At 66.1% G+C, this 12,603-nt stretch carries 13 protein-coding genes; 6 read left to right on the top strand and 7 right to left on the bottom strand.

What is annotated here, in order from left to right; all coding sequences use genetic code 11:
* Positions 1–54 precede the first annotated feature (54 nt).
* The 3 genes from AXZ77_RS07770 to pcaD all read left to right on the top strand — a co-directional run bounded on the left by AXZ77_RS07770 (position 55) and on the right by pcaD (position 2,628).
* Positions 55–414: a 2-hydroxymuconate tautomerase gene (locus AXZ77_RS07770; protein WP_255266434.1), complete on the top strand. Its 360-nt coding sequence runs from the start codon at positions 55–57 to the stop codon at positions 412–414.
* A gap of 35 nt (positions 415–449) precedes the next feature.
* Positions 450–1,463: a VOC family protein gene (locus AXZ77_RS07765; RefSeq protein WP_098410699.1), complete on the top strand. Its 1,014-nt coding sequence runs from the start codon at positions 450–452 to the stop codon at positions 1,461–1,463.
* 382 nt (positions 1,464–1,845) lie between these two features.
* Complete coding sequence (gene pcaD / locus AXZ77_RS07760; RefSeq protein ID WP_098410698.1) at positions 1,846–2,628, top strand: 3-oxoadipate enol-lactonase; 783 nt, start codon at positions 1,846–1,848, stop codon at positions 2,626–2,628.
* 176 nt (positions 2,629–2,804) lie between these two features.
* Here pcaD and pcaF read toward each other — a convergent pair whose 3' ends face one another.
* Genes pcaF through AXZ77_RS07745 form a run of 3 tightly spaced genes read right to left on the bottom strand, consistent with a single transcriptional unit; the run spans position 2,805 to position 5,405 of the window.
* Positions 2,805–4,010, bottom strand: a complete 1,206-nt coding sequence (gene pcaF, locus AXZ77_RS07755) for a 3-oxoadipyl-CoA thiolase (RefSeq protein WP_098410697.1) — start codon at positions 4,008–4,010, stop codon at positions 2,805–2,807.
* Positions 4,003–4,686 carry a CoA transferase subunit B gene (locus tag AXZ77_RS07750; protein WP_098410696.1) on the bottom strand — a complete coding sequence of 228 codons (684 nt, stop codon included), beginning with the start codon at positions 4,684–4,686 and terminating at the stop codon, positions 4,003–4,005. The genes pcaF and AXZ77_RS07750 overlap by 8 nt, the downstream gene beginning before the upstream one ends.
* Positions 4,683–5,405 (bottom strand): 3-oxoacid CoA-transferase subunit A, encoded by a 723-nt coding sequence (locus AXZ77_RS07745; protein ID WP_078546891.1) that lies wholly within the window; start codon positions 5,403–5,405, stop codon positions 4,683–4,685. The genes AXZ77_RS07750 and AXZ77_RS07745 overlap by 4 nt, the downstream gene beginning before the upstream one ends.
* Before the next feature lie 104 nt (positions 5,406–5,509).
* Between AXZ77_RS07745 and AXZ77_RS07740 the strand changes: the two genes are divergently transcribed.
* Positions 5,510–6,271 carry an IclR family transcriptional regulator C-terminal domain-containing protein gene (locus AXZ77_RS07740; RefSeq protein ID WP_098410695.1) on the top strand — a complete coding sequence of 254 codons (762 nt, stop codon included), beginning with the start codon at positions 5,510–5,512 and terminating at the stop codon, positions 6,269–6,271.
* Positions 6,272–6,274: 3 nt separating this feature from the next.
* Here the strand turns inward: AXZ77_RS07740 and AXZ77_RS07735 are convergent, their stop codons facing one another.
* The 3 genes from AXZ77_RS07735 to AXZ77_RS07725 form a co-directional block, all read right to left on the bottom strand.
* Positions 6,275–7,036 (bottom strand): DeoR/GlpR family DNA-binding transcription regulator, encoded by a 762-nt coding sequence (locus tag AXZ77_RS07735; RefSeq protein ID WP_098410694.1) that lies wholly within the window; start codon positions 7,034–7,036, stop codon positions 6,275–6,277.
* 97 nt (positions 7,037–7,133) lie between these two features.
* Complete coding sequence (locus AXZ77_RS07730; RefSeq protein WP_098412472.1) at positions 7,134–7,769, bottom strand: DUF3047 domain-containing protein; 636 nt, start codon at positions 7,767–7,769, stop codon at positions 7,134–7,136.
* 156 nt (positions 7,770–7,925) lie between these two features.
* Positions 7,926–9,149 carry a M20 family metallo-hydrolase gene (locus AXZ77_RS07725; RefSeq protein WP_098410693.1) on the bottom strand — a complete coding sequence of 408 codons (1,224 nt, stop codon included), beginning with the start codon at positions 9,147–9,149 and terminating at the stop codon, positions 7,926–7,928.
* A 102-nt stretch (positions 9,150–9,251) separates the two neighbouring features.
* On the opposite strand from AXZ77_RS07725, the gene AXZ77_RS07720 reads away from it, so the two are divergent.
* Positions 9,252–10,007: a FadR/GntR family transcriptional regulator gene (locus AXZ77_RS07720; protein ID WP_098410692.1), complete on the top strand. Its 756-nt coding sequence runs from the start codon at positions 9,252–9,254 to the stop codon at positions 10,005–10,007.
* 183 nt (positions 10,008–10,190) lie between these two features.
* Here the strand turns inward: AXZ77_RS07720 and AXZ77_RS07715 are convergent, their stop codons facing one another.
* Positions 10,191–10,898 (bottom strand): DUF1028 domain-containing protein, encoded by a 708-nt coding sequence (locus tag AXZ77_RS07715; protein ID WP_098410691.1) that lies wholly within the window; start codon positions 10,896–10,898, stop codon positions 10,191–10,193.
* 101 nt (positions 10,899–10,999) lie between these two features.
* On the opposite strand from AXZ77_RS07715, the gene AXZ77_RS07710 reads away from it, so the two are divergent.
* Positions 11,000–12,589, top strand: a complete 1,590-nt coding sequence (locus AXZ77_RS07710) for an ABC transporter substrate-binding protein (protein WP_098410690.1) — start codon at positions 11,000–11,002, stop codon at positions 12,587–12,589.
* Positions 12,590–12,603 lie beyond the last annotated feature (14 nt).

Here is a 12,603-nt window from a genome sequence, read left to right as displayed (position 1 = left end):
CACTCTTACCCGGAGCGATGCGCCTTCGGTATCGAAACCCGGACTAAATGGTATTTGATCGTATCGCCTTTTCTGCCCCAATCTCGGTCCACGGACACGCCGAGGAGGCCCCGAAACGCGGGGAATGAGGGCGCGTCCCGAGACAGAGGAGCAGTCATGCCGGTAATCCAGATCAACCTTATGGAAGGCCGCACCGAGGCGCAGAAAGAAGCGCTGATGCGCGAGGTCACGCGCGCGGCGGTCGACACGCTGGGCGTCAAGCCGCAGGCCGTTCGGATCATGCTCAACGAGCTGCGCTCGGGCCATTACGCGGTCGCGGGCGAGCCGAAATATGTCGAAGCGAGCGAGCAACCCGCCGCCGCCTCGAACGGCACAGCCCCGACCAACGGCCACGAGAAGGCCCCAGCAAACTGACCGCATTCACCTTATCGAGCTTTAGGGAGGACACCATGAGCTTTCAGGAACAGATCCACGATGTCGCGCAGCTTGCCTGCATCGAACTTTTCACCCCCAAATTCGAGGAAAGCTTCTGGTTCTTCCACGATGTTCTGGGCATGACGCCGACCGAGGATGACGGCACCTCGTGCTATCTGCGCGGCTATGAGGATCGCTATCACCACTCGCTGAAGCTGACCCGCTCGGACAAGGCTGGCATCGCCATGGTGGGTTGGCGCGCGTCGTCTCCGCAGGCGCTGGAGCGCCGCGTGGCCGTGCTCGAGGCCTCCGACAATCCGGGCAAATGGGTCGAGGGCCACAAGGGCTATGGCCGCGCCTATGAATTCACCACGCCGGACGGCCACAAGCAGCACCTGTTCTGGGAGGTCGAGTATTACGAGGCCCCGGCAGAGCTGAAATCGAAGCTGCTCTCGCGCGCCCAGAAGCGTCCGCTGCGCGGGGTGCCGGTGCGTCGTCTCGACCACGTCAATCTGCTCTGCTCGGACGTGACCAAGAATGGCAAGTTCCTGCAGGACAATCTCGGCTTCCTGAAGCGTGAGAACGTGGTCTTCGGCGGCTCGGACGAGCTGGCGGCGTGGTTCTCGGTCAGCCCGCTGGTGCATGAGGTCGCCTTCACCAAGGATCAGGCAGGCCCCGGCAACCGTCTGCACCATGTCGCCTTCTGGTATGGCAATCAGGGCCAGATGCTCGACCTTGCCGATATCTTGCAGGAATATGACGTGACCATCGAAGCGGGCCCGGCCAAGCACGGCGTCTCTCAGGCCTATTTCATGTATGTCTACGAGCCCGGCGGCAACCGCATCGAGCTGTTCGGCGACACCGGCTATCTGATCTTCGACCCGGACTGGAAGACGCTGACCTGGGACGAGAGCAACTTCTTCAACGGCGGCGGCGTCTGGTTCGGTGGCGAGCTTCCGCAGGACTTCTTCGTCTATGGCACGCCGATCATCGAGGCCGCGATGGCCGAGGCGGAGACCAAGGACGAAGTGGCCGAGCCGGCCGAGTAATTCCTCTCCGCAGTTTCGGAGGCTGGCCATCCCCTCGGGGGTGGCCTTTTTGGTTTTGGGGATGGCGCCGACCTCAGGTCCCGTCCGGGGCGACCAGCCCCGGGCAGCGCCCGACCTCCCCCCGGGAGGGCGCTTTTGCGACGCCGCTGCGCGCACCGATCACTCTCGGATCTTGCGAGATTAAGCGCGGACCACGACTGTTGTCACGCGCCCACCCGAGGTCGGGCGCCGCCCTCTGGCGCGGCCCGGGGCTGGTCGCCCCGCGCCAAGTAGCTCCCGGCATCCCACTTCAGGTATCACCGAGGTAATCCCCGATACCCGCGCGGTATGTTTTCCTTCCCCAGTCCCGCGCGCTACAACCTCCTGCAAAGAGGAGGCTTTCATGCACGCACTGACCCATGACGGGGTGACGCTCCACATTCTCGACCAGGGCCCGCGCGACGGGCGCGTGGTGATGTTCGGCAATTCTCTGGGCAGCGATCTGAGGCTCTGGGAGACGCTGATCCCGCATCTGCCCGAGGGGCTGCGGCTGATCCGGTTCGACAAGCGCGGGCATGGGCTGAGCGATTGCCCGCCCGGCCCCTACAGCATCGAGGACCTCTCGGGCGACGCCGCCGCGATCTGCGATGCGCTCGGGCTTCGGGACGTGACCTTCGTGGGCCTCTCGATCGGCGGGCTGATCGGACAGAGCCTCGCAGCACGCCGTCCTGACCTTCTGCGTGCACTGGTGCTGATGGACACCGCCGCCAAGATCGGCACGCCCGAGATGTGGAACGAGCGGATCGCCAATGTGCGCCGCGACGGCATCGCGAGCATCTCCGATGCGATCCTCGCACGCTGGTTCGCGCCCGGTTTCGCCGAGGCCCACCCGGCGGAGTTCGCGCTTTGCCGCAACATGCTCGAACGCGGGCCCGACGAGGGCTATGCGGGCTGCTGCGCGGCGATTGCCGGGGCCGATCAGACCGAGGCGACGCGGGCGCTGACGCTGCCGGTGATGGCGATGACGGGTGCGGATGACGCCTCGACCCCGCCCGATCTGGTGCGCGGCACGGCGGAGCTGTGCAACGCCGAGTTTCACGAGATCGCGAATGCCGGCCACCTGCCCTGTTACGAGCAACCCGAGGCTGTCGCGGCGCTGCTGAAGGCGTTCTTGGACAAGACCTGAGCCAAGCAGGGCGCGCGCCGGTCCGTGGGATGGCGCGCGTCCCTTATCCGCTCAAGAGATTGATGCCTGCCACGCCCCTCCATCAGTGACGCGGCGTGCCCGGCTGCAGATGCGCCAGCCCGTCGGGACGGACCGACGCGCGCCCTGCGCCTTCGGCGCGTACCGGGCGCAGCTCTCTAGACCGCCTCCAGCGCAACGGCGATGCCCTGCCCCACGCCGATGCACATCGTGGCAAGCGCCCGGCTGCCCTTACGGCGCACCAGTTCCAGCGCCGCCGTGCCGGTGATCCGCGCGCCCGACATGCCCAAGGGATGGCCAAGCGCAATCGCGCCGCCATTGGGGTTCACGCGGGCATCGTCATCGGCAATGCCGAGATCGCGCAGCGTGGCCAGACCTTGGCTCGCAAAGGCCTCGTTCAGCTCGATCACGTCGAAGGCGTCCTGCGTCAGCCCCAGCCGCGCCATCAGCTTCTTGCTGGCAGGCGCAGGCCCGAAGCCCATGATCCGCGGCGGCACGCCCGCCGCGGCCCCGCCGGAGATCTTCACCAGCGGCGTCAGCCCGTGTTTGCGCACGGCGTCCTCGGAGGCGATGATCAGCGCCGCTGCGCCATCGTTCACGCCGGACGCGTTGCCCGCCGTGACCGTGCCATCAGGCCGCACGATGGGCCGTAGCTTGGTCAGCGCCTCCAGCGTGGTGCCGGGGCGCGGGTGTTCGTCAGTGTCGACCACGACCGGCTCGCCCTTGCGCTGCGGGATCGTGACGGGCGTGATTTCCTCGGCCAGACGGCCTTCTTCCAGCGCCTTGGCCGCAGCTTCCTGCGAGCGCAGCGCGAACGCGTCCTGATCTGCGCGGCTCACGCCGAAATCGTCGGCCACGTTCTCCGCCGTCTCGGGCATCGAGTCGACGCCGTGGGACTCTTTCATCAGCTTGTTCACGAAGCGCCAGCCGATGGTCGTGTCATAGACCGCATTGGCGCGGCTATAGGCGGCCTCGGCCTTGGGCATCACGAAGGGCGCGCGCGACATGCTCTCGACGCCGCCCGCGATCATCAGATCGGCCTCGCCCGCCTTGATCGCGCGGGCGGCGGTGACGATGGCATCCATCCCAGAGCCGCAGAGCCGGTTGATCGTGGTCCCCGGCACGTTCACCGGCAGACCCGCGAGCAGCGCCGACATGCGCGCCACGTTGCGGTTGTCTTCGCCCGCCTGATTGGCGCAACCGAAGATCACGTCCTCGACCGCCTCCCAATCGACGCCCGTGTTGCGCGCCATCAGAGCGCGCAGCGGGATCGCCCCCAGATCGTCGGCCCGGACAGGCGCCAGCGCGCCGCCGAAACGGCCGATCGGGGTTCGGATATAGTCGCAGATATAAGCGTCACGCATCGGCCAACTCCTCGGGACAGATCAGGTCACCCACCGCGCCCTCGATATGCAGGGTCGCACCGGTGACGGATTGCAGCTCCTCCATCGAGATCGCGGGGAGCTTTTCGCGCAGGACGAAGCGACCATCCACCACGTCCACCACGGCGAGCGACGTATAGACGCGGGTCACGCAGCCCACCCCGGTCAGCGGGAAGGTGCAGGCCTCGACCAGCTTCGGCTGGCCCTTCTTGGTGACGTGGTCGGTGATGACAGCCACGCGTTTGGCCCCGTGTACAAGGTCCATCGCCCCGCCCACGGCGGGCACGCCCTTCGGCCCGGTCGACCAGTTCGCCAGATCGCCCGTTTCGGCCACCTGATAGGCGCCGAGGATCGCCACGTCGAGATGCCCGCCGCGCACCATCGCAAAGCTGTCGGCATGGTGGAAGAAAGCGGTGCCGGGCTTCAGCGTGATCGCCTTTTTCCCGGCATTGATCAGGTCCCAGTCCTCCTGACCGGGCTCGGGCGCGCGGCCGAAGCCGAGCACGCCGTTTTCCGTATGGAAGATCGCCTCGCGGCCTTCGGGCTGGAAGCGCGCGACCATCTCGGGAAAGCCGATCCCGAGGTTCACATAGGCGCCGTCCTCGATGTCCTGCGCGGCGCGCCAGGCGATCTGTGCATTGCTCAGTTTCTGGGTCATGGGTGATGGGCTCCGGCGCGGTTCAACTCTTCTTCCTGGGCGGGATTGGCGACCTCGACGATCGCATCCACGAAGATGCCCGGGGTGACGATGACTTCCGGGTCGATCTCGCCCGGCTCAACTGCCTTGGTCACCTGAACGACGACCTTTTCTGCCGCCGTCGCCATCAGGGGCGAGAAGTTGCGCGCGGCCATCCGGTAGGTGAGATTGCCAAGCGCGTCGCCCTGCTCCGCCTTGATCAGCGCGTGATCGGCCTTGAGCCAGCGCTCCATCACGTAGTCGCGGCCGTCGAATTGCTGCACCGGCTTGCCCTCGGCCAGATCGGTGCCAACGGAGGTCGGCGTGAAGAAGCCCGGGATGCCCGCGCCGCCTGCGCGGATACGCTCGGCCAGCGTGCCCTGCGGCACCAGTTCCAGCTCGATCTCACCCGCCAGATAGCGTTCGGTGAACACCGTCGGATCGGCCGAGCGCGGGAAGGAGCAGATCATCTTCTTGACCATGCCCTGCTCGATCATAGCGGCGATGCCGACATGGCCGTTGCCCGCGTTGTTGTTGATCACGGTCAGCCCCTTGGGCGATCCGGTTTCGAGAAAGCGGTCGATCAGGGCGTGGATCAGTTCGATCGGGGCCCCCGAGCCGCCAAAGCCGCCGATCATCACCGTGGCGCCGTCTTGAATATCGGCCACGGCCTCGGTCAGCGAGGAAAGTCTCTTGTCCATTTGCGGTCCTCCTGAGGCCTCGGATTTAGACCTGCGCGGGACGGCTTTCCACGGCTTTCGTGCGCATCTTGACATTTGTTCGCATCGCGAGAAAACCTGTTCGCATGTTGAACAAACCGACCGATTTCATCGCCTCTTTCGCGAAAGGCCTGCGCGTCATCGAATGTTTCGGGGCGGAGACGCCGCGGCTCTCGATTGCCGAGGTGGCGCAGGCGACGGGCTTCGACCGGGCCACCGCGCGGCGCTGCCTGCTGACGCTGAACGCGGAGGGCTACGCGGAGTACGACGGCAAGTTCTTCACGCTAACACCGAAGGTCTTACGGCTCGGAATGGGGGCGTTGGCCTCGCTGCCGCTGCCGCAGATCGTGCAGCCGTGGCTCGATCAGCTGACCGACCGGATCGGGCAAAGCTGTTCGGTCTCGATCCTCGACGGGACCGAAATCGTCTATCTCGCGCGGGCGGCGCAGAGGCGGGTGATGTCGATCGGGCTGATGCCGGGTTCGCGGCTGCCCGCGCATTGCACCTCGATGGGGCGCGTGCTGCTGGCCGCCCTGCCCCCGGAAGACGCCCGCACGGCGGTGGAGGCCTCGGACCTGACGCCGCGCACGGCCTATAGCCTCACCGATCCGGGCGAGATCCTCGCGCGCATCGATCAGGTGCGCCGCGACGGCTATGCGGTGATCGATCAGGAGGTGGAGATCGGGCTGCGCTCCATCGCGGTGCCGCTTTACGACATGCATGGGCGGGTCGTGGCCGCGCTCAATACCGGGATGGCGGCGAGCGCCGATCCGGCGGCGACGCTGATCGAGACCTATCTGCCGGAACTCACGCGGGTGCAGACCGGGCTGCGGCGGGTGATGCGCTGAGCCTCACTGAGCGACGGTGATCTCGGTGTCCCATTGCGCGCAAAGCGCCATGAGCGCGTCCGGCAAGGGCTTGTCGATGAAAACCCGGTCGATATCGGAGAGCGAGGCCAAGCGCACCGGCGCGGAGCGTTCCAGCTTCGACGCGTCAGTCACCAGAAAGCTCTGCCGCGCCTGCCGCAAGATCCGGCGGCTCACGCGCACTTCGGCCAGATCGTAATCGAGCATGTCTCCGTCCGCATCGAGCGCGGAAGTCCCGATCACCGCGAAATCGGCTTTGAACTCGCCCATGAAATCCGCCGTCAGGTCGCCCACGAGCCCGCCATCCGAGCGGCGCAGGTTGCCGCCCGCCACGAGGATGTCGCAGCTCTCATTGGCCATCAGGATATTGGCGACATTGATGTTATTCGTGACCACGGTGATGTTGCGATGATGCAGAAGCTCGCGCGCCACCGCCTCGGTCGTGGTGCCCAGCGTCAGCACGATCGAGCTGTTGTCGGGGATCGCCTGCGCACAGGCCCGCCCAATTGCCGCCTTCGCCGCCTCGTTCATCCGGCGGCGCTCTTCATAGGCGAAATTCACCACGCCGGTGCGGATCACCGCCCCGCCATGCACGCGTTCCAGATGCCCCGCCTCGGACAGTTCCGTCAGGTCGCGCCGGATCGTCTGGACCGACACATTGAAGCGTTCGGCCAAGGCCTCGACCACGACACGGCCCTCGTCGCGCGCGATTTCGAGAATTTCGGACTGTCTGAAATTGAGCGCCATCCTGCCCCCCCTTTTGGGCCTTGCTGCCACAGGTTACCGACAAAGTCATGTCTTGGCAGTGTTTTTGTGTGAAATCACCGGGGACGGTGTGGCGCGGTCAGTTCAGGCTCAGCCCCTCGATCCGGGCGCGGATCGCGCTGTCGGTGTCGTCGCTGTCCCCTGACAGAGCCAGCCCCACAAGCTGCGTCGGCTGCGCCCCGAAGGCGCGCTGGTAGTCGCGCGCGAGATCGACGCTCTCGGAATGCGTGCCGGTCCCCGCCGGGCGTAGCACCACCGTCTTGCCCCGCGCCCCCAGATAGGGCGAGGGCAGCAGAGCCCCGCGCCCGTGCTTGCCGCCCCAGACATACATCAGCACGCGCGCTTCCTTCACCGCCAGAAGCTTGCGGATGCTGGCCCCCTCATTGGCGTGGGCGACGGCCTCGGGCATGAAGACGAAATAGAGCGACAGATCGCGATCGTCCCCGCCCTTACGGTCGAGCGGCGTCGGCGGGACGCTCTGGCTGACCGACCATTGCCACGCGGCCTTGCGCGTGCCCCAATCGGACTGCGGCAACGCCCGCCAGATCAGCGACACCGAGCCGTCCGAGCGCATCTCCACGCCATCGCGGGACTGCTGCCAGTCATTCGACGAGAACAGCGAAAACCGCTGCTCAGCCCAGCCGCCGAAGATCGAGGCCAGCGCGAGGCCCGGCATCGCCCCCGACAGGATCAGCCCCAAGATCAAACCACGCATCATTCCTCCTCCGGTCGCCATCAGCTCTCATGACTTACGAAGCGGCGCGTTGCTGCGGATCACTCGCGTCAACGAGGCCCTGCGCCGCTGTGCCAGTCAGACAGAGACTCGGCGGCGATGTCAAAGACCTCCAATCGCCACTTTGGCAACCCCGTCTCAGGGCACGTAACGCCTGAGGAATTCCGCGAGCGCAGAGACCGCGGCGCCCATATCCGCCCCATTCGCCTCTTCTGCCGGATTATGGCTGACCCCACCCTTGCAGCGGACGAAGAGCATCGCAATCGGGCACAGATCGGCCATCGCGGAAGCGTCATGCGTCGCCCCGGAGGGAAGCTCGATCGCGGGGGCGCCGGTCGCGGCTTCGACAGCCGCTGCGAGCCGCGCACGCAGATCGGGGTCGCAGGCCTGCGCGGGTTGGGAATAGGTCTTTTCGATCTCGATTTCGGTGAGTGTCTCGACTGCGATGCCGGCGCACAGCTCGCCGAGCGCCGCACCGACAGCATCGCGCGCCGCGTCTTCGGCGGCACGGATCTCGATCGTCAGATCGACCCGCGCAGGGATCGCATTGACCACATTGGGCGACACTGTCAGCTGACCGACGGTCGCGCGAATTCCGTGATCGCGCGCCATGTCATGCACGCCGCGCACAAGGTCGGAGGCCGAGAGAAGAGCGTCATGGCGCATCTCCATCGGCACCGTGCCCGCATGTCCCGCCTCGCCGGTGACCGTGACGCGATGCCGTTCGATCCCGGAAATCGCGGTGACGACGCCAAGCGGCGCATCGGCGGCTTCCAGCACCGGGCCCTGCTCGATATGCAGCTCCAGATAGCCCGCGATCTCATCCGGGTTTCGCGCGAGCATCGTGGCCTTTTCCGGATCTCCCCCGAAGGCACGCAAGGCCTCCCCGAGGCGTTCGCCTGCCCTGTCGGTCATCTCGAAGACCTTCGGGTCGAGCGTGCCTGCCAGCGCGCGTGGACCGATCAGCGCGGTGGGGAAGCGCACGCCTTCCTCATCGGCGAAGGCCAGAACCTCGACGGCGAAGGGCAGTTCCTGCGCGCCAAGGGCCTCGAGGGCGAGACAGCCCAGAGCCACGCCCATGATCCCGTCGAACGCCCCTCCCTCGCGCACCGAGTCCTGATGCGAGCCGATCAGCAGCGTGGGCGCACCGGGCGGTCCCTCGCGCCGCCCGATCAGCGTCCCCGCCGAATCGAGCGACACGGAACAGCCCGCGCGCCGCATCCACTCCGATATAAGGTCCAGCGCCGCCTCGTGCTCCGGACCGAAGGGCAAACGCGTCACCCCCGGCCCCGGCTCGGACGCCTTGGCGATCGCGCTCAGACGTTCGCTCGCCATCGCGCCCCAGTCCTCATTCGCAGTCATTCGGATCGGCCCCGTCTATTTATAATGATAAATAGGTATCTACTCTTTCACCCGGTTTTGGTCTAGGAGAAAGTCTCCAGGAATTTCCCTCGCAGAGGTCAGATGCGCCCGAAACCCTCCACCGAACCCAGACGCAGCCGCCCGGCGCGCGTCGCCGATCAGATCAAGGACTGGGTGGTCGCGCAGCGGCTGAAGAAGGGCGACCGCCTGCCGGGCGAGAGCGAGATGATCGCCCGGTTCGGCATGGCGAAAGGCACGATCCGCGAGGCGATGCGGCTGCTGGAAGCGCAGGGGCTGGTGACGACACGCACCGGGCCTGGCGGCGGCTCCTTCGTGGGCGAGGTCAGCGAGGAGCGCGCTCGGGCGCTGTTGGGAAACTACTTCTATTTCAAGGACCTGACGGTCGCCGACATCTACCAGATCCGCCGCGCGCTGGAGCCCGAAGTGGCTGCGAGCCTTGCCGGAAAGCTCTCCGAGGCGGATCTGGCCGAGCTGGAGGCGCTGGTCTCGCAATATGCCGCCCCCGCCGCGACGCCCGAGGAGGAACGCGAACAGCATGTGGATTCCCTGAAATTCCATGCGGTGCTGGCGCGGCATTCCGACAATGCGCTGCTGGCCTTCCTGATCCGCTTCATGGCGCAGATCCTGTCGGACCTGACGGTCTATCGCAAACTCTACGCGCCCCATAACCGCGAGCTGTGGGAGAGCGGACGCAACCACCAGATCGCCCTGATCGCCGCGCTGCGCGAGGGCCGTGCCGAGGATGCCCGCACGATCATGGCGGATCACATGGCCACCGCCCAGCGCTTCATGGAGGCGCAGGAGGCCGAGGTGATGAAACGCTTCATCGCCGAGTGACGCGGGCTTTCGCGCCGAGGGCCGCGCCCGAGCCTCGGGCGGGCGCTTTGCAACGCGTGTGGCTTAGCGATTCATCTCGCAAACCCGAAAATCGGTGATGCATGCGCCGACGCCGCCAATGCGCCCTCCCGTGGGGAGGGTCGGGCGCGGCCCGGGGCTGGTCGCCCCGCGCCAAGTTCCGAGCTACTCCGTCCCGGTCTCGGGCAGCGGGAGCGCTTCGGGCTCCACCAGATCGGGGGCGCGATAGGGATCGTCGAGGGTCGGCACGACGCGGGTCCAGCCGTAATAGGGCTCGGCCCGGGCGGCGGCGAGCAGGTCGGCCAGATCCTCGAGCGGCTTGGCGGAGCGGTCGATGCGCAGGGTGAGCGGCGTCGTCGCGCGCGAGGCCACCAGCAGCGCCGCCGAGAGGAGCCCACGGCTGTCGCCCCCCGCCTGCGCGCCCGCCACCAGCGCCGCCATCAGACGGTCGGGCATCGGGCCCTGTGTGGACAGGTAGGTGTCGCGCACCGCCACGATCACCGACCAATCGGCGAGCATATTGCCCGAAACCACGACACCCGGCCCTTCCAGCGCACCGCAGACCGGCACCGACATCTCGCCGGTGAAATGGCCCGTGCGCCCACGCAGGTCGATGGCGGCGAGTTGGCGGTGGGCGCGTCCGGTATCGGGGTCTGTCACCTCCGCCACGGCATCGGGCGCGGACATACCCGCCTTCATCTTCGCCAGCACATCCTCGCCCCAGAGCGTGGACGGCGCGGTGCCCTGGCTTGCCGACAATCCCGATTCGGCGCCGCCGCGCAGCACCCAGCCGCCGACGCAGAGGCTGCCGGTCATGGCCGCCCCGCCAAAGACGCCTGTTTTTTCGTCATATGCCAGAATTGATACCGTCACGGCGGAACTCCGTTAATCTACGCTCTTGCATTTATCATGATAATTTGCCCTCATGCAATCATCACCAATAAAAATCAGCCATGCTGAACAGGAGAGGTACTATGGCAAAACTCACCCTTACGCGGCGCGGACTTCTGATCTCGGGCGTGGCTGCGGGCGTCCTGATGGGAACCGGTCTGCCCTCGATGGCGGCGACCCCGCCCGGCGTTCTGGTCGTCGGCCAGATCGCGGAGCCCAAGGCGCTCGACCCGGCGGCGGTCACCGCCGTGAACGACTTCCGCATTCTGATGAATCTCTATGACGGGCTGGTGCGCTACAAATCCGGCACGCTCGAAGTCGAACCGGCCCTCGCCGAGAGCTGGGACATCTCGGATGACGGCAAGACCTACACCTTCCACCTGCGTCAGGACGTGAAGTTCCATGACGGGTCCGCTTTCGACGCCGAGGCGGTGAAGTTCAACTTCGAGCGGATGCTCGACGAGAACCACCCCTATCACCACACCGGTCCCTTCCCGCTCGCTTTCTTCTTCTCGAGCGTGGACACGATCGACGCGAAGGACCCGCAAACCGTGGTCTTCACGCTGAAAGAACCCTATGCGCCCTTCCTGTCGAACCTCGCCTATCCGACGGGGCTGATCGTCTCGCCGACGGCGGTGAAGAAATTCGACAAGGATTTCGGCCGCAACCCGGTCGGCACCGGCCCCTTCACCTTCAAGGAATGGCGTGCGAACGAGGCCGTCGTGGTCGAGGGCAACCCAGATTACTGGGACACGCCCACCTCGCTCAAGGCTGTGATCTTCCGCCCGATCACCGATGCCAATACCCGCGTGGCCGAGATGCTGGCAGGCGGGATCGACCTGATGGTCGAGGTGCCGCCCGTGGCGCTCAAGGAGTTCCAGAACGACAAGTACCACCTTGTCGAGCAGGCCGGGCCGCATCTGTGGTTCCTGATCCTCGATTGCGCCAAGGGGCCGTTCAAGGACAAGCGCGCCCGTCAGGCCGCGAACTACGCGATCAACAAGAAAGCGATCGTCAACGATGTGCTCGAAGGGACGGCCACCGTGGCCAACGGCCCGACGCCCGCCGCCTTCGCCTGGGCGCATGACGATAGCCTCGACCCCTACCCCTACGACCCGGAAAAGGCCAAGGCGCTGCTGAAAGAGGCCGGCGTGGCCGAGGGCACGGAAGTGACCTTCTACGTCACCGATGGCGGCTCGGGGATGCTCGACCCGGTGGCAATGGGCACGGCCATTCAGGCCGACCTGAAAGCGGTGGGGCTGAACGCCAAGATCGAGACCTTCGAGTGGAACACCTTCCTCGGCAAGGTGAACCCGGGGCTGGATGCGAACGGGCAGCATGTCGACATGGCCGAGATGGCGTGGATGACGAACGATCCCGACACCCTGCCCTATCTCGCGCTGCGCACCGATGCCTGGCCCGACAAGGGCGGCTTCAACTCGGGCTATTACTCGAACCCCGAGGTCGACAAGCTGCTCGAAGAGGCGCGCACCGCGACCGATCAGTCCAAGCGCGCCGAGCTTTACAAGAAGATGCAGCAGATCGTGCATGACGACGCGCCCTGGGTCTTCGTGGCGAACTGGAAGCAGAACGCGGTGACGAACGACAAAGTGTCGGACTTCACGCTGCAGCCCTCGTTCTTCCTGCTCCTCAAGGACGTGACGAAGGCCTGATCCTTCCGAGTGCG

The sequence above is a fragment of the Thioclava sp. ES.031 genome, from assembly GCF_002563775.1.
Lineage (GTDB): Bacteria > Pseudomonadota > Alphaproteobacteria > Rhodobacterales > Rhodobacteraceae > Thioclava.
The sequence above is the reverse complement of the archived record's forward strand: the minus strand, read 5'-3'. Positions and strand labels throughout refer to the sequence as shown.

Coding starts and splice junctions, on each gene's coding strand:
- AXZ77_RS07765 (WP_098410699.1), top strand. CDS start 450: ATGAGCTTTCAGGAACAGATCCACGATGTCGCGCAGCTTGCCTGCATC.
- pcaD (WP_098410698.1), top strand. CDS start 1,846: ATGCACGCACTGACCCATGACGGGGTGACGCTCCACATTCTCGACCAG.
- pcaF (WP_098410697.1), bottom strand. CDS start 4,010: ATGCGTGACGCTTATATCTGCGACTATATCCGAACCCCGATCGGCCGT.
- AXZ77_RS07750 (WP_098410696.1), bottom strand. CDS start 4,686: ATGACCCAGAAACTGAGCAATGCACAGATCGCCTGGCGCGCCGCGCAG.
- AXZ77_RS07745 (WP_078546891.1), bottom strand. CDS start 5,405: ATGGACAAGAGACTTTCCTCGCTGACCGAGGCCGTGGCCGATATTCAA.
- AXZ77_RS07740 (WP_098410695.1), top strand. CDS start 5,510: ATGTTGAACAAACCGACCGATTTCATCGCCTCTTTCGCGAAAGGCCTG.
- AXZ77_RS07735 (WP_098410694.1), bottom strand. CDS start 7,036: ATGGCGCTCAATTTCAGACAGTCCGAAATTCTCGAAATCGCGCGCGAC.
- AXZ77_RS07730 (WP_098412472.1), bottom strand. CDS start 7,769: ATGCGTGGTTTGATCTTGGGGCTGATCCTGTCGGGGGCGATGCCGGGC.
- AXZ77_RS07725 (WP_098410693.1), bottom strand. CDS start 9,149: ATGACTGCGAATGAGGACTGGGGCGCGATGGCGAGCGAACGTCTGAGC.
- AXZ77_RS07720 (WP_098410692.1), top strand. CDS start 9,252: ATGCGCCCGAAACCCTCCACCGAACCCAGACGCAGCCGCCCGGCGCGC.
- AXZ77_RS07710 (WP_098410690.1), top strand. CDS start 11,000: ATGGCAAAACTCACCCTTACGCGGCGCGGACTTCTGATCTCGGGCGTG.